Genomic DNA, 16,272 nt, shown 5'->3' with positions numbered 1-16,272 from the left:
GCGTTGCGCTCAGTAAGGATTAATCAACAAGGAGAACACCATGGTCTTGCGCTTTGGCAGCGCTGCACTGCTAACGGTTATCTGTTGCTTGAGGCCGGCTCTAACACTGGCCGACGAACCCATCCAAATTATGCTGCTCGGTGTCGATCACCTGCATCAACTCTACAACGACAGCCCGCAGTCCGATGTCTACAGCACCAAAAAACAAAACGAACTGGCCGCATTGCGTGACGACCTCGCCGCCTTTGCGCCGCAGCAGATCATGCTGGAAGCTGAACGCGGCGAACAAGCGCAACTGAGTGACGACTATCAGGCGTATTTAAACGGCGAGCTGTCGATTAACGACCAGCCTTATGGCCGCAGTGAACGCTACCAGCTGGGTTTTAAACTGGCACAAACACTTGAATTAAACGACCTCACCGCCGCCGATTTTTACGCCTATACACCGCAGTCGGCATTAAACAGCGGTCAGAATATTGAGCACTATCAGGCTGCTCTGGGAAATTTACAGCGCAACATTCGCCCACTGATTCAGGCCGTGCAAAACGATGAACTGTCGCTCTACGATTACCTGACGTTGATGAACCAACCGCAAACCATCAGCTTTACGCATCGCATTCTGTTCAACACGCCGGCCTATGTGATGCACGGCGATTTCAACGAGAACGCCAAGCAACAGATCGATATGGAGGGCGTCAACACCGACTATATTGGCGCCGAATTCATCGGTCTGTTTTACCAGCGCAACCTGAATATTTATTCCAATATTCTGAACGCGCAACTGGCGTCGGGTGCGCAGCGGGTGCTGGTTATTTTTGGTCAGTTGCACGTGGGTGTGTTGCAGGAACTACTCGCCAATAACCCTCACTACGAGATCGTCTCGCCGCTGAATTATCTGCACAGCGACGAAGCCGAACGTCTGGCAACGTCGTTCGCTCAGTAATCTGCACAGCGTTCGAGAGCGGCAACCGACCGGATATTGGTTGTCGCTATCGCCCCCTTTTATAAAATCCGATTCGCATTCGAACGCCGTCGTTTTTTAATAACGGCGTCTTAAGCGACGAGGATGCGCTGATGAACCCACTGCCCATCGACCACCCGGAGCTGGCCAACGGCCTGACCAACCACGAACCCATGGTGGTCAGTGCGCTGAATGAACTGGGCGCCAGTGAACTTACCGTGCGCCGTTACCAACAACACACCCAGGCCAAATTACAGCCGATTACCGAACCACCCACCGACATTTCTGACGACACCGTGCTGCAAGGCTGGCTCGGGCGGCAAACCAATTACAGCGGCCTGTACCGGTATTTCTATCAGCAAACCCAGCGCTACCCGCTGGATGATTTGCTCAATCGCTACCTGCCGGGCTTGGCCGATGGTTTAACCAGCCGCGCCTTCCACCCACTGATTCGGCTCGGCCACGCCGTGCACGATCGCAACAACGAAGAAGTGGCGGCAGCACTGGCTTACTGGGTGTGGGCCTATCAGCCGTTGCCGTACCCCAACGAGGATCAGCCGGCGAATAAAACACCGGCCGAGGTGTTCCCCACCCTATTGGATTCGGTGGACTGGCCCGACGAGAGCATCGATGGCGGCCCGCTCATCAGCGACGATTTTCTCGCCGTCACCCGCCTGCTTCCCTACCAGCAACTGCGCTTTCAATTGCGCCCACAGCAACTGGAACTGGGTGCGCTGAGCCAACTCGCCATCCAGGCTTACTGGATGCACGACAACTTTACGCTGTTGCACGGCGTCACCGGTTCGCTTGCCATCGCAAGGCTCAGCCAATGGCTGGAACGGCCTGCGGTGTTACTGGAACCCTATTGGAAAGGCTTGGTCATTGCCTGGTTATCAACCGGGTTACGATGGCAGGAACAGGAGTGGCCGAACGAACCACCCAGACTGTCGGTCGAGCAGTTACGCCAGCGCGCGACGCAAACCATGAACGATCACCCCATCAAACTGGTCGCCGCCTGCCTGAATTTTTATCAGCACAGCGGTGAGGTGCTTTATCTCCACTGCGCCGAACGAGCGGTTCATAAAACGCTGAGCTAGGGTGTCGTTTTGGAAAATGCGCCTGCGCGCTAAAACCGGCGGACTCAGCCGCCAGTCAGTAGTATCAGTAATGCCATTGCCCGGTTTCACTCACCAAAACATCCGACTCGCCTCTCACCACTTCCAGCAGACCGTCCTGGTGAACCCGGTAGTGAACGTTGCCATTGGCAAAGCGATATCCTAAAAACCGACAGGGCGAACCGTCGGCGCATTCGGTGTGCCAGGTGGTGCCATTCAGTTTAATGGCACTGCCCGAACGCTTTGATGTGCCTTCGTAGGTGACGTTATCGCAAGTGACGTTCCCTTCAGCACAATGCACGGTAATGCTGACACTGTAGTGTTCGGTTTCAAGCCGGCTTTGGCGACCGCCTTCCGCATGGGCGGTGCCGAGTACGAGAAGCAACAGGGTGAATAATAGACTGCATTTTTTCATGGATAACCTTTAGTTTGCGGACGATGACGAGCGGAGGCGCGCCATTAAATACACATCGACCAGTTGGCCATTGCGGAAGGCGAAGTCTTTGCTTTGGCCTTCGGTGACAAAATTAAACGCCTTGTACAAACCAATGGCCGGTTCGTTATCGACGTACACTTCCATCTCAATGCGGGTCAGGTTGAGCCAGTTGTCAGCCAGTTCGAGCATGGCTTCCATCAAGGCCCGGCCCACACCGCGACGCAGTGAATCGGCACGCACGCCCATACCGAAAGTGCCGGCATGACGGCGGCGCGGCTGCACATACTGCTGTAAACCCAACTGACCCACCACCTCACCATCCAGTTCTGCGACCAGGTTATAGCTGCTTGCATTGGGTTCGGCCAATCGCTTCTCCCAGGTACGCAAAGCGGGATACGGCAGTTGCAGCGTGCTGCCGAACGCTTGCTCGCCACCGTAAATGGCGTGAATGGCCGCAGCGTCGGAAAGCTCGGCGTGGCGCACAGTGATGGACGACATGGTTGCTCCGTTTATTGATCAGCAAAGGCATCCGTTGCCTGAACAAGGCGACGCAAAATCTCCGGTTCGCCCATGGTGTGACCGGCTGCTTCAACAACATGCAACTGAGCATCGGTCCATTGTTTCGATAAATTCCAGGCGGTGCGCAGCGGGCATGGCATGTCGTAACGACCGTGCACAATGACGCCGGGAATACCTGCCAGTTTATGGGCGTCGCGCAGCAATTGACCTTCTTCGAGCCAGCCGCCGTTCATGAAGAAGTGGTTTTCAATGCGTGCAAAGGCGAGTGCAAAATGATCGCCGCCGAAATCTTCAACGCGATCGGGCGCGGGCAGCAAAGAAATGGTGGACCCTTCCCACTGGCTCCAGGCTTTGGCGCAGGCGAGTTTTTCGGTTTCGTTATCGCCGGTTAAACGACGGTGGTAAGCGGCCATTAAATCATCGCGTTCAGCGACAGGGATGGGCGCAATAAAATGCTCCCAGCGATCGGGGTACATTTCTGAAACGCCGTATTGGTAGTACCAATTGAGCTCGGCTTTGGTCAGGGTGTAGACGCCGCGCAGAATGAGTTCGCTGACGCGTTCGGGGTGGGTTTGCGAATAAGCCAGCGCCAACGTTGAGCCCCAACTGCCACCAAACACCTGCCATTTTTCCACGCCGCACAATTCGCGCAGCCGTTCGATATCGGCCACCAGATGCCAGGTGGTGTTGGCGTTCAGATCGGCGTGCGGTAACGAACGGCCGCAGCCGCGCTGGTCGAACAACAGCACGTCGTATTGGGCGGGGTTAAACACGCGACGGTGGTCAGCGTCGCAACCACCACCGGGGCCGCCGTGCAAAAACACAGCGGGTTTGGCACCGGGTGTGCCGACCCGTTCCCAGTAAATCTGATGGCCATCGCCCACGTCGAGCATGCCGGAATCGTAGGGTTCGATGGGTGGGTAAGCGATTTGATCGAAGACCGTATCAGCGGACATAACGCACCAGTGCCTGTGTGTGAACCGACGATACTAGCACGTCACCTGCGCTGATAAAGCCAATCCGTTAAGCCGGATGGCGTTGATAAAATTCAGCTCGATCAATGGTGTAGATGTCGCACCATTTGCCAGCCACATCCTGTTGATTGCGGAAGCGTTCACCCACCCGCAGCGCGAGTTTTTTTGAGGCTTGGTTATCGGGGTGGATCAGGCTGATTAATTCATCGAGCTTTAACTCATCAAAGCCCCAGCGCATGGCCGCGACCGCCGCCTCAAAGGCGTAACCGCGACTCCAGAACTCCGGCGCAATGCCCCAACCGACTTCGATACCGGGCCAACCCGGCAAGTTCAACAAACCGACCCGACCCACAAAACGTCCGCTGTCTTTTTCTTCCACCAGCCAAAGGCCGTAACCAAGTAATTGCCAATGCCCAACGATGGTCGCCATGACTCGCCAGCTAGCAGCGGCATCGATGGGCTCACCCTGACCGAGAAACCGCGTAAAGTCAGCGTTGGCATTCAGGGCAGCAAAATTTTCTGCGTCGTTTTGAGTGAACGCTCGCAAGCGCAAACGTTCTGTTTCAAGCACCGGAATGTTCATTGCATCTGTTCAGCCGCGCTGGGTTGGAAGCGGGCATCATAGCCTGTACTCAGGTGACGCTACTATTCACATCAGACCTTGCAGAGCGACGAATTTATCAAAGAGTTCGTCCTCGCTTTCGCGACGCTGGGGGTCGGGCACCACGCACCGACTGATCGGGCACACCGTCTGGCAGGTGGGTGCGTCGTAATGCCCTTTGCATTCAGTGCATAAATTTGGATCAATTTGGTACTGCCAATCGCCCATGGCAATGGCTTCGTTCGGGCATTCCGGTTCGCACATATCGCAATTGATGCACCGCTCGTTAATCATTAACGCCATCAGGCTGCGCCCTGAGTTTGTGCCTTACGGGTGGTTTGCCCGGGTTTGAAGTTGCGCATCAACAAGGCGTATTCCAGATTGATGTCTTCCGGCAATGAGATAAAGACGCGGTGACCACTGCCTTTAGCGTCGTCTATTTCTGCACCCTGAGCATTGCGCATGACTCGCAGTGTGAAGGTGACATTGCCTTGTGGCGTCATCAGTTCCAGGCTGTCGCCGCTGCAAAATTTATTTTTAACAATCACCTCGGCCCAGCCATCGTGACGTTCACCGCTGAACTCGCCAACAAACTGTTGCTGTTCAGACACCGAATGGCCGTAGTCATAATTCTGATACGCATCGTGGGTATGGCGGCGCAAAAAACCTTCGGTGTAACCGCGATGCGCCAGGTTTTCCAGGGTGCCCATCAGGCTGTCATCGAAGGGTTTTCCGGCAACCGCATCATCGATGGCTTGGCGGTACACCTGAGCGGTGCGCGCGCAGTAATAGAATGACTTAGTGCGGCCTTCAATCTTTAACGAATGAACGCCCAGTTGGGTGAGGCGTTCAACGTGTTGCACCGCGCGCAGATCGCGCGAATTAAAAATGTAGGTACCGTGCTCGTCTTCGAACGCGGTCATGGTTTCGTCGGACCGATTGGCTTCGGTGATCAGCACCGGTTCGCTGTGAACCGGGCCTTCGCCCAGTGTTGGCTCAACGACCTCCACGATCTGACCGGTGTCGTCTTCATGACCCGGTTCAACGGAGTACGACCAACGACAGGCATTGGTGCAGGTTCCCTGATTCGGATCGCGCCGGTTCATATAACCCGACAACAAACAGCGCCCGGAATACGCCATGCACAACGCGCCGTGCACAAAAACTTCCAGTTCCGTGTCCGGACAGTGTTCGCGGATATCGGCAATTTCATCGAGCGAAAGTTCACGCGATAAAATGACCCGTTCAATGCCCTGCCCGGCCCAGAATTTAACCGACGCCCAGTTCACCGCATTGGCCTGTACCGACAGATGAATCGGCATGTCCGGAAAGGCCTCGCGCACCATCATGATTAAACCGGGGTCCGACATAATCAGTGCATCGGGCGCCATCTCCACCACCGGCGCTAGATCGCGGATAAAGGTTTTCAGCTTGGCGTTATGCGGTTGGATATTGCACACCACATAAAACCGCTTACCCAATGCATGGGCTTCATCGATACCGATCTTCAGGTTGGCGTGGTCGAATTCATTGTTACGTACGCGCAGGCTGTAGCGCGGCTGACCGGCATAAACCGCATCGGCGCCATAGGCGAAGGCATAGCGCATGTTTTTCAGGCTGCCAGCGGGAGACAGGAGTTCGGGGGTAAAATGAGTCAATTCAGGCACGCAGTACAGACAGTGAGCGGGCTGCTATTAAACGGAAAACCGGGCCAGGCCGATCTGACCCAGATCAACATCCCGGCGATTTAACCGCTGTTCGAGTGATTCAGCGTTACCTCAATGCCACCGATGACCTTTGAAACCCAGTGATTGAGCACGGCACCTAGGGCAGTGGCCAGCGCACGGGTGAGCGCCAGATTATGGACCGAGAATGTCGTGATGGATGCTTTAACGGGGGCTGATGCTTCTTGAAAAAAGCGATTTTCTATCGCTTAAAAAGCAACGTTTAAGTACAACGAACGTTCAATTATTCAGGCCGGTAAACACCATATAACCACCCGAAACTGTAGACCCCCATAAAGCCCCAGGTATCATCCGAATCGCTGTACCCCAGACCACCACCAACTTCTACAGGCATTGACCAGGCATTGTGTCTATCAATAAAAAATTCCCGACCGACTGCCAGGAACGGGCCTCGCTCGCCCCGGTCATACACTGACCGCCCTGAATAGCCTGCGACGACGTAATGATCCTCTTCGTCGATATAGGTTTTTGAAGCGATGCTGACAGAGAGCGCTTCTGGGAATCCAGGAAACAGCCCCAGCTCAACGCTGTTCACATTGTTGAATTGATAACCAATGATTAGACCTGCTCGCGTAGGACCGGGAACCGTAAACCCGACATAAAAATCATTAGCCATGGATAACGCCGGGAATGTTAGTAATAAAAAAATCAGCGCTTTACGCATTGATACATCCTTTTATAAATCGACAACACTCTACAGGCCCACAACAAACCATCAGTTTTTACGGGTCTTCTCAAGGTGTTGATCCAGGTTTTGAAACAACCGAATAACGCTGCTGTACTGAGGTTTGTAGCGCCTCAGGCTGAGCGGAAAACGGCCTTTCAAGCGAACGATTAAAGTGAGATTGATCCGACCGGGATCTTGCCTGTCCGTATCTTTAAAATTAAATGCCAAGGTGCGGTGTCGGGTATAAAGACAATAGGTAAAATCGCGTGCCTTTGATGTGAGCAGATCGAGCACCGGCTCTACCGGGTCCATCCGTTCAATCACATAATGACTGGGCATATTGCCCGTTGCCAAAGGCGCGACTCTTAACACGGGTGACGCACTGGGCGTATCTATCAGGTAAAACTGGGCCGACTTAAAATCGTAATAGCCGTGTAGCTTGACCATGCGGCATCGATACCGAGAGTAGGCAATGAGAGCAATGACCAGCACCAACAACAGTAATTTAACCATCGATGCGTGGCTCCCGATTACTCTTTGAACTCCGCTTTATCCAGCCCATGCTTACGCATCTTGTCGTAAAGCGTCTTTCGTGCCAAGCCCAGGCTGACCATGGTGTCTTTGATCGAACCCTGGTTATCGCGCAAGGCTGATTGCAACAGTGAGCGCTCGAAACCATCCATCATCTCCGCCAGTGTGCGTCGATTGGCGACTTCCGGTTGCGTTGGCTCGTTGGCTTCATCCAGCGCCGCAGGGCCCATTAACACATAACGCTCGGCTAAGTTGCGCAGTTCACGCACGTTTCCGGGCCAGGAATGATGCAGCAACCGCGCGGTTTGATCGGGCAGCAACGGTACACTTTCGCGGTCATAACGGGCCGCGGCAATGAGTGCGAAGTGGTGGAACAACAACGGAATGTCTTCTTTGCGTTCACGCAATGGCGGTATTTGCAGTTCAACCACATTCAGGCGGTAATACAGATCGGCCCGGAAATCGCCCGCGTCGCTGAGTTTTTTCAAGTCGGTTTTGGTGGCGGCGATGATGCGCACATCCACATCGAGGGTGGTGTTGGAACCCAGACGTTCGATCTTGCCATCTTCCAAAACGCGCAGCAGTTTCACTTGCAGCCCAAGCGGCATTGACTCAACTTCATCCAAAAACAAGGTGCCGCCGCTGGCGTGTTCAAAACGACCAATGCGCTTTTTATCGGCACCGGTAAAGGCACCGGCTTCGTGCCCGAAGAGTTCACTCTCAATTAAATTTTCCGGTACGGCGCCGCAATTGACGGCCACGTAATTGTGATCGGAGCGCGCGCTGTTTTCGTGAATATAACGCGCCAGCGCGTCTTTACCGGTGCCGGTTTCACCGTTCAGCAACACCACGGCGGAGGTATCGATCACGGGGTCAAGCTGGGTCATTAACCGCAGCATGCCGGCGCTTTCACCGAGCACGCGTGGGCCGGGACGCGCAAAGTGACGCAAGCGCGCTTTCAGTTCGCGGTTCTCCAAGGCCAGCTGACGTTTTTCCCGCGCCTTTTTGAGCAGCTCAATGAGCTCGTCGTGATCAAACGGCTTTTCAATAAAGTCGTAAGCGCCTTCTTGCATGGCTGCTACGGCGGTGCTGATGTCACCCTGACCGGTCAGAATGACCACCGGAATGGCGTCATCGATGGCGCGCACCGCGCGCAACACGTCCAGACCATTCATGCCTGGCATGTGGTAGTCGCACAACACGACGAGGTTTTCATCGGCCGACAAATCAGCCACGGCGCTGGCACCATCGGCGTAACAATCGACCGGCAGTTCTTCCAGCGCCAGCGTTTGCGCCATCACCTGGCGGATGTCGGCTTCGTCGTCGATAAAGACCACGGCTCGTTGACTCATGCAGTGCCCTCTCGCTGCGTCAGCGTCAAAATAAATTCAGCGCCCTGTCCATCGGCGCGGTTCTGACCCACCAGGCGGCCGCCGAGTGCATCAACGATCTGACGCGATATCGACAGCCCCAAACCCAAACCCTGCTTCATCGATTTGGTAGTAAAAAACGGCTCGAATAATTGTTCGGTATTGGCCGGTAACCCCGAGCCATTATCGCGCACTCGGCATTGCCAACAAGTGCCGTTTTTATGCACATCGATGGTGATCTTGGGTTGCTCAACCGCTTCGGTGGCTTGCACGGCGTTGGCGATTAAGTTCACCAGCACCTGTTCGATGCGAATTAAATCTCCGTGTACCCAGGCCGGTTGCGAGGGTCGCTGCCAATCGAAGGTCACGCCTTCGCTGTTGTCCTGCGCGCTGATAATCTTCAGCGCCCCATCGACGGGCTGGCGCAAATCCACCGGGCTGGGTGGGCCTTCGGATTTGCGCGCAAAGACTTTAAATTGCCGCGTCAATTCCGCCATGCGATCGCACAGGGCCACAATTTCGCTGAGGTTGGCATCGACGGTTTCGCGATCTCCGCGCTCCAAAAAACGGCGGCTGTTTCGGGCGTAGGCCTGTATCGCAGTCAGTGGTTGATTCATCTCGTGATTTAAACCCGCCGACATCTGACCCAGCACCGCCAGCTTGGCGGCCTGAATGAGTTCCTGCTGAGTTTCGGTTAATACCTGTTCGGCTTTTTCACGCTCGGCCACTTCCGCCAACAATTGGCGGTTGGAGCTTTCCAGATCGGCGGTGCGTTCGGCTACGCGCTGTTCCAGTTGCTCGCCACGTTCGGCCAGTTCCGCTTCACGACGATAGCGTTCGCGCAAATACAGCCAGGTTAAAAAACCACCGAGAAATAAAACGGTACCGGCGATTAAAAATTGCAGTTGAGTAAAGAGCACGGGCTCGGTGCCAATCAGCACCCGTAAGCGCCAATCCAATTGCGGCAAGGGTGTTTCGACACTGAGGTACGGGCGAGCGGTATCACCCGCGCCGATCAATAACCGCTCGGATAAGTCACTGACGCCCAATGGCCGGCCCTGATCAGCAATGGTCATCGGTGCCAGCTCTTCATCGTGGTAACGACGGTCAGCAAAAATAGCGCTGCGGCGCGCCTCAGTAATGGGTTCGAAGGCGCGGTATAACCAGGTGGAACGGCTGGCCAGGAAACTGATGCCGTCTAAATCGAGCACCACCATTTCCGATTCGGTAAAAGCCGCCGGGCGCTGCCATTGGTCTTCCAGATCGGTGACCTGAATTTTTATGGCGACAACGCCCAAGGCGTCACCGGCATCATTTAAAACCGGGTGTGAAAAATACAGGCCGCGCTGGTCGGTAGTGACGCCCAAAGCAAAATAGATGGCCGAATCGGCCGATGCCATGGCTTCGTGAAAATACGGCCGGAAGGCAAAATTACGGCCGATAAAACTGGTGGGTAACTGATAGTTGTTGGCCGCGATGGTCATGCCGGTTCGGTCCATTAAATAGACGTCGGAACTGGCGACAATGCTGGCCATTTGTTTCATTTCTTCGTTGGCTTCAAGCACCAATTGATCGCTGTCGGGGTTTTCTAACACGGCCAGCATCAAGGGGTGTTGCGCCATTAATTCAGGAATGGGCCGATACCGGTTCAATTCGTTGGCAACCAACTGACTGTAACGAAACGATTCCTGAATGCTCTCGCGTTCGAGCAATCGGTAGCCGGCCCAGGAACCAACCACCCAGGACAGCAAACAAGTGCTGGCAAAAATCACCAGAACCCAGAAACGATAGTTCGTTAACCGCAAGCGGTAGTTCGTTAAATAGTGTCTCAGCGACATCCGTTAACCCGGTCAGGCTGCGACAATCGTCGCAGCCATAAGAAGAACGATCAGGCCTGAGGCGCTAATCGGCCGCCACGGGCTTTCTGGATAAAGAAGGCTGCCACGGCAATCGCCAGGCCGACCAGGTCGGTGACGATACCGCCTTCGATCATGGCAAAGGCAGCGACCATCAGCAGGATGCGCACCGGCCAGTTAGCGGCCAGACGCATAAACCAGCCCTGCACACCACCAGACAGCAGATAAACACCAAAGGTGGCGGTGATCAACGCACGGCTGATGGCAAACCAGTCGGCATTCATCAACAGCGCGCCATTGTAGAAGAACATAAAGGGCACGATGAAAGCCGCCAGACCAATCTTGAACGAAGCGGTCGAGGTTTCCATAGCGTTGGCACCGGAAATACCGGCCGCTGCGTACGACGCCAATGCAACCGGCGGCGTAATCGCTGATACCACGGCGAAGTAGAACACGAAGAAGTGCGCCGTCAGCGGATCAATACCGAGCGAAATCAGGCCCGGTGCCACCACCGATGCAGCGACCGCATAAGCCGCCGTGGTCGGCATGCCCATACCCAGCAAGATGGAAATGAACATGGCGAAGATCAGCGCCAGCAACTGGCTGGTTTCGGCTAGGCCGAGCAGCAAGGCGGAGAACCGCGCGCCAACGCCGGTGAGTGAAATCACACCCACAATAACGCCCGCACAGGCACAGACGGCAATGATCTGAATCGACATCACGCCCGCCAGTTCCAACGCTTTCAGAATGGAACGAATGCCCATTTTGTGTGGTGAAATCCAACTGACAACAGCGGCGGATACGGTCGCCAAGGTACCGGCGCGAATCACCGAATACCCCATAAAGAGGGCGACAATCAGAATGATGATCGGCGCGAACAGGTAGACCTGTTTCACCAGTTTACGGAAGCGCGGAATCTCGTCTTCCTTCATGCCGCGCATGCCCAGCTTGGCCGCTTCGAAATCGACCATAAAGTAGACTGATGCGAAATACAGAATGGCTGGAATGATCGCGGCAATGGCGATTTCGGTATAAGGAATACCGGTAATTTCCGCCATGATAAAGGCACCGGCGCCCATGATCGGCGGCATGATCTGCCCACCGGTCGAGGCCGCCGCTTCCACTGCACCGGAAGATTTTTTCGAGTAGCCGACTTTCTTCATCAACGGAATGGTCAGCGAGCCGGTGGAAACCACGTTACCGGCGCTGGTGCCGTTGATCATGCCCATCAGACCGGACGCAAAAATCGCGACCTTAGCCGGACCACCGCGTGCACGACCGGCCACGGCAAAGGCGAAATTCACGAAGTAATCGCCCACTTTCGAGGCCTGCAAAAAGGCGGCGAAAATAATGAACAGAATAATGTAGGTAGAAGACACCGCTGTGGTCGGGCCCAAAACGCCCGCGTCGGTATACACCTGGCTGAAGAAACGCTGCACCGACAGACCCGGGTAACCCAAAAAGCCGGGCAGATAGGGACCGGCAAATACGTAACCCAAAAAGATGCAGGCGATGATCACCAGAGCGAGACCGGCCACACGACGCGTCAATTCCATGATCAACGCAATGCCGCCAACCGCCGCAAAGGAAATGCCGATGGGCGCAAAGGAGGTACCGGTACTCATACGCAGCGGCGTGTTGTACATCAGCAGGAAGTAACTGGCAGCGGCGATGGCGCAAATCACCAGTTGCAGATCCGGCCAGGAAAACGCCGAACGGCGGCTGCGATGGAACCAGCTCAAAATAATGCCGCCAAAGGTGGCGACCATCAGCGGCCAGCCATAAAGGTTGGCTTCAACGGCTGGGTCGATGCGCATCGCACCGTTGGCCATCATCTGTGCCATGGCGCCGGTTTGGTAGAGTGCAAACAGCGCGGGCAACATCAGCACGCCTGCGACGATGGCTGTCCAGCGTCGCGGAGATTCATCATCGGCACTGAAACGGGTGCCGGTATACAACAGAAAACCCAGAATCAACGCACCACAGATGTGAATGATGCGGAACGTCCAGGTTTCCAATGGAGCAATGTTCAGGGTATAGAGGTGAAAGCCTGAAAAAATCACCGCCAGGGTCATGACGCCCCAGAACACCCAGCCTTCAAATAAGCGGCGATTGGGTTCGATGGTTTCTTCGTCGACGCCTTCAATCACCAGGCCATCATCGACGGCTTCACTGGTGGGCGCTTGGTAATCTTTATCAGTCATAACGGCTTCTCAGCGAGCAGAACCGGGCCGACTCCCAAAGGAGCCGACCCGGCGGCAAAGGCCTTGCGGCCTATCAGAGGTCTTACTTAATCATGTTGGCATTGATGGAGTAGCCGTTCTCGTTGAACCAACGAGCCGCCCCCGGATGCCAAGGGATGAAGGTGTTCTTGGTGTAGTTCTCCGGTACTGAGGTCCGGGCTGCCTTATGGATCGACATCATCTGGTCGTTGTTTTCCATGGTCAGCTTGGTGACTTCGTAGACGAAGCTTTCCGGCAGATCACAGTTAGCAATGGCGAAGTTCCACATGGAGACCGCGCGGGCATCGTGATCCAGCGACTGGTAAGTACTGGCCGGAATGGAGAACTCAGACACCGGGAAGGCGTCGAGGACGGTATTCATCTCAGCTTCGCTGAACTCGATGATGTTCACGTCGGTCTGAACTTCCAACTGGCTGACGGCCGGAATTGGAATACCGGCAGCGAACGCGATCACGTCCAGCAGGCCATCCTGCAACTGGCCACCGAGGTCGTTCCAGCTACCGTTACGGCGGTCGAAATCAACACCCAGGGTTTCCAGCATGCGCGGGAAGTAAGTGTCAGAGGTAGAACCGGCCGGGCCGAAACCGATGCGGGCACCGTCCGGGATGTCAGCAATGGAAGTAATGCCAGAGCTGGTCAGTGCGGTGACCGAGAACGGCGTCTGGTACATCGGGAAGATGGCGCAGACGTTGTTCATTTCCATGCCCGGAGCCAGCGGACTGTTACCGTCCATGGACTCGCGAGCCGGGCCCATGGTGGTCAGACCAAAGGCCAGATCACCGGTGTGCACCAGCGCCATGTTCTGCATTGGTCCGCCGGTGACTTCACCACCACCGGACACGCCCAGGTTTTCGGCCACAAAGTTAGCCCAGCCAGAACCATAGGCGAAGTAAGTGCCGCCTTGGCTGGCAGTACCAACGGTAAAGTTGCTCGGCCAATCGGAACGATCTTCGGCCTGGGCGATACCCAGAGCCAGGGTGGACGCGGACAGCGCCGCCAACATAAGAGTGCGGGTTGCCTTCATTGTATTCTCCACTTGTTTTTGTCGTTGTTTGGGATATCACTGCGATATCTGTGGGCTTTAAGCCTCGGCCTGCCTTTAGCAAGCAGCGGGCCAAGGCGGACAAAGCGCCACATCAGCGCAGGTACGGCGATCCCAGCCTGTATAAATGGGTGGATTCCCACCCACTTTTTATCACCCAATGAGTCAGCATCCGCCCATTGGCCTGAGCTTTCATTGCGGTATGATGGCGCCCTCCAGCCTTCGGACCTTGATCGCCCCATGCCCGCTTTGCACCTGCCCGCTCCGGCCAAGCTGAATTTAATGCTGCACATCACTGGCCGGCGCGCGGACGGTTACCACGAACTGCAAACCCTGTTTCAATTGCTCGACCGTGGTGACGAGCTGCAGTTTAGACCAACTTCCGATGGCTGCATTCAACTGTCCCCGGCTCTGCCCGGCGTCGCTGATGACGACAACCTGATCATCAAAGCCGCACGACGGTTAAAGCCGCACGCGCCAAAGGATGCCGGAGTACAGATCACCCTGGAAAAACGCCTGCCCATGGGCGGCGGACTGGGTGGCGGCAGCTCCGATGCAGCCACCACCTTGGTGGCGCTGAATCATTTATGGCAATGCGGATTGGATGACGATCAACTGGCGGAACTGGGACTGGCGCTGGGCGCCGATGTACCCGTATTCGTGCGCGGGCGCAGCGCCTGGGCCGAAGGGGTGGGTGAACGCCTGACTGCCGTTGAACTGCCGGATCAATGGTTTGTAGTGATTCAGCCGGGCGTTGAGGTGAATACCGCGCGCCTGTTCGCTGACACGGAATTGACACGAAATACCCCAGTCAGCACAATACGCTCCGCGCTGGCAGGGGCGGGTCATAATGACTTCGAAGCCGTTGCCAGGAAGCGCTACCCTGAGATCGAACGTGCATTCACCCGTCTGGCTGAATTTGGTCAGGTCCGACTCAGCGGCAGCGGCGCCTCACTCTTTCTAACGACGCAAAGCGACATGGCAGCCCAAGACCTACTGCGCAGCATTGTTGAGCACTACCCGGGCTATAGCGGCTTTATTGCCCAGGGTGTCAATCAGTCGCCTTTGCAGCGAATGCTGGCCGACACGGCCTGACTGCAACTACCGAATCCGAAGTCGGGTGGTTGCAGGCCACCCGAATGAGCTAACCAAAACAGGGTGGTCCTAAGTGTCTAAAATGATGGTCTTTACCGGCAATGCGAATCCCGATCTCGCCAACCAGGTGGTTGAACGCCTGTGTATTCCGATGGGTGACGCTACCATCACCAAGTTCAGCGATGGCGAGACTGCCATTGATATCAACGAGAACGTGCGCGGTGCCGACGTTTTCATCATTCAGCCCACCTGTGCACCCACTAACGACAGTCTGATGGAAGTTATCCTGCTGGCCGACGCGTTGCGTCGTGCGTCAGCCGGTCGCATCACCGCCGTGATGCCCTACTTCGGTTACGCCCGTCAGGATCGTCGTCCGCGTTCTTCGCGGGTGCCTATTTCTGCCAAGGTCGTGGCTGACATGCTGACCGTTGTCGGCATCGACCGCATCATGACCGTTGACCTGCACGCCGACCAGATTCAGGGCTTCTTCTCCATTCCGGTGGACAACATCTATGGCTCGCCGGTACTGCTGGACGACATTCGTCAGCGCGAATTCGAAGACATGGTCGTGGTCTCCCCCGACGTTGGCGGCGTGGTTCGCGCCCGTGCCATCGCCAAGCAGTTGAGCTGCGATCTGGCGATCATCGACAAACGCCGCCCGAAAGCGAACCACGCTGAAATCATGAACATCATCGGCGACGTCAAAGACCGTACCTGCGTGCTGGTCGACGACATGGTCGATACCGCTGGCACTTTGTGCCAGGCGGCCGAAGCACTGGTGAAGTTCGGTGCCAAGAAAGTGGTGGCTTACGCCGTTCACCCGGTACTGAGCGGACCGGCGGTGGAGCGCATTTCCAACTCCCATCTGGAATTGGTGGTGACGGACACCATTCCGCTATCGGAAGCGGCGAAAAACTGTGCTAATATCCGCCAGCTTTCGATGGGGGGGGTGCTCGCTGAGTCCATCCGCCGCGTCAGCAACGAAGAATCCATCAGTGCCATGTTCCGCTAAGTTAGCATCAGAGTTCCGCTAAGTTAGCGTCAGAACAACACTGAATAACAACAAATAGCGGCTTTTTAGCCGCTATTTTGTTGAATTCGTTTTATTCCTTTCAGG

Annotated in this window: 16 protein-coding genes; 4 read left to right on the top strand and 12 right to left on the bottom strand. The window is 55.6% G+C overall.

The annotated features are described in order from the left end of the window. Positions 1-40 precede the first annotated feature (40 nt). Together BGP77_RS11445 and BGP77_RS11440 are read left to right on the top strand one after the other, a co-directional pair. Complete coding sequence (locus BGP77_RS11445) at positions 41-943, top strand: DUF5694 domain-containing protein (RefSeq protein ID WP_199224268.1); 903 nt, start codon at positions 41-43, stop codon at positions 941-943. A 131-nt stretch (positions 944-1,074) separates the two neighbouring features. After that, a complete protein-coding gene (locus BGP77_RS11440) occupies positions 1,075-2,058 on the top strand; it encodes a questin oxidase family protein (RefSeq protein ID WP_108164864.1) in 984 nt (327 codons plus the stop codon). A 64-nt stretch (positions 2,059-2,122) separates the two neighbouring features. On the opposite strand, the gene BGP77_RS11435 is transcribed toward BGP77_RS11440, so the two are convergent. The 12 genes from BGP77_RS11435 to BGP77_RS11380 form a co-directional block, all read right to left on the bottom strand. Next, a complete protein-coding gene (locus BGP77_RS11435; RefSeq protein WP_199224267.1) occupies positions 2,123-2,491 on the bottom strand; it encodes a hypothetical protein in 369 nt (122 codons plus the stop codon). A gap of 9 nt (positions 2,492-2,500) precedes the next feature. Continuing rightward, positions 2,501-3,010, bottom strand: coding sequence for a GNAT family N-acetyltransferase (locus BGP77_RS11430; protein ID WP_108164863.1), 510 nt, complete (start codon positions 3,008-3,010; stop codon positions 2,501-2,503). Positions 3,011-3,021: 11 nt separating this feature from the next. Then, positions 3,022-3,987, bottom strand: a complete 966-nt coding sequence (gene pip / locus BGP77_RS11425; RefSeq protein ID WP_108164862.1) for a prolyl aminopeptidase — start codon at positions 3,985-3,987, stop codon at positions 3,022-3,024. Between the two features lie 67 nt (positions 3,988-4,054). Then, positions 4,055-4,576, bottom strand: a complete 522-nt coding sequence (locus tag BGP77_RS11420) for a GNAT family N-acetyltransferase (protein WP_158269351.1) — start codon at positions 4,574-4,576, stop codon at positions 4,055-4,057. Between the two features lie 78 nt (positions 4,577-4,654). Beyond that, positions 4,655-4,909, bottom strand: a complete 255-nt coding sequence (locus tag BGP77_RS11415) for a YfhL family 4Fe-4S dicluster ferredoxin (RefSeq protein WP_108164860.1) — start codon at positions 4,907-4,909, stop codon at positions 4,655-4,657. Further along, positions 4,909-6,273: a tRNA 5-hydroxyuridine modification protein YegQ gene (yegQ, locus tag BGP77_RS11410; protein WP_255414356.1), complete on the bottom strand. Its 1,365-nt coding sequence runs from the start codon at positions 6,271-6,273 to the stop codon at positions 4,909-4,911. The genes BGP77_RS11415 and yegQ overlap by 1 nt, the downstream gene beginning before the upstream one ends. Positions 6,274-6,574: 301 nt before the next feature. Next, entirely contained in the window at positions 6,575-7,015 is a 441-nt protein-coding gene (locus BGP77_RS11405; protein WP_108164859.1) for a hypothetical protein, read from the bottom strand. A 51-nt stretch (positions 7,016-7,066) separates the two neighbouring features. After that, positions 7,067-7,531, bottom strand: coding sequence for a hypothetical protein (locus tag BGP77_RS11400; RefSeq protein ID WP_108164858.1), 465 nt, complete (start codon positions 7,529-7,531; stop codon positions 7,067-7,069). 17 nt (positions 7,532-7,548) lie between these two features. Next, positions 7,549-8,901: a sigma-54 dependent transcriptional regulator gene (locus tag BGP77_RS11395; RefSeq protein WP_108164857.1), complete on the bottom strand. Its 1,353-nt coding sequence runs from the start codon at positions 8,899-8,901 to the stop codon at positions 7,549-7,551. After that, on the bottom strand, positions 8,898-10,757 hold the full coding sequence (locus BGP77_RS11390) for an ATP-binding protein (protein ID WP_108164856.1): 1,860 nt from the start codon (positions 10,755-10,757) through the stop codon (positions 8,898-8,900). Before BGP77_RS11390 ends, BGP77_RS11395 begins: the two co-directional genes overlap by 4 nt. A gap of 50 nt (positions 10,758-10,807) precedes the next feature. Beyond that, entirely contained in the window at positions 10,808-12,979 is a 2,172-nt protein-coding gene (locus tag BGP77_RS11385; RefSeq protein WP_108164855.1) for a TRAP transporter permease, read from the bottom strand. Between the two features lie 82 nt (positions 12,980-13,061). Next, positions 13,062-14,042 carry a TAXI family TRAP transporter solute-binding subunit gene (locus BGP77_RS11380; protein ID WP_108164854.1) on the bottom strand — a complete coding sequence of 327 codons (981 nt, stop codon included), beginning with the start codon at positions 14,040-14,042 and terminating at the stop codon, positions 13,062-13,064. 258 nt (positions 14,043-14,300) lie between these two features. On the opposite strand from BGP77_RS11380, the gene ispE reads away from it, so the two are divergent. Both ispE and BGP77_RS11365 read left to right on the top strand, forming a co-directional pair. Then, on the top strand, positions 14,301-15,155 hold the full coding sequence (ispE, locus tag BGP77_RS11370) for a 4-(cytidine 5'-diphospho)-2-C-methyl-D-erythritol kinase (protein WP_108164852.1): 855 nt from the start codon (positions 14,301-14,303) through the stop codon (positions 15,153-15,155). 73 nt (positions 15,156-15,228) lie between these two features. Beyond that, positions 15,229-16,167, top strand: coding sequence for a ribose-phosphate pyrophosphokinase (locus BGP77_RS11365; protein ID WP_199224266.1), 939 nt, complete (start codon positions 15,229-15,231; stop codon positions 16,165-16,167). Positions 16,168-16,272: the final 105 nt, after the last annotated feature.

This window comes from Saccharospirillum sp. MSK14-1 (genome assembly GCF_003054965.1).
In the GTDB taxonomy this organism is placed as follows: domain Bacteria; phylum Pseudomonadota; class Gammaproteobacteria; order Pseudomonadales; family Natronospirillaceae; genus Saccharospirillum.
This window is presented reverse-complemented; position numbering and strand designations above follow the sequence as displayed.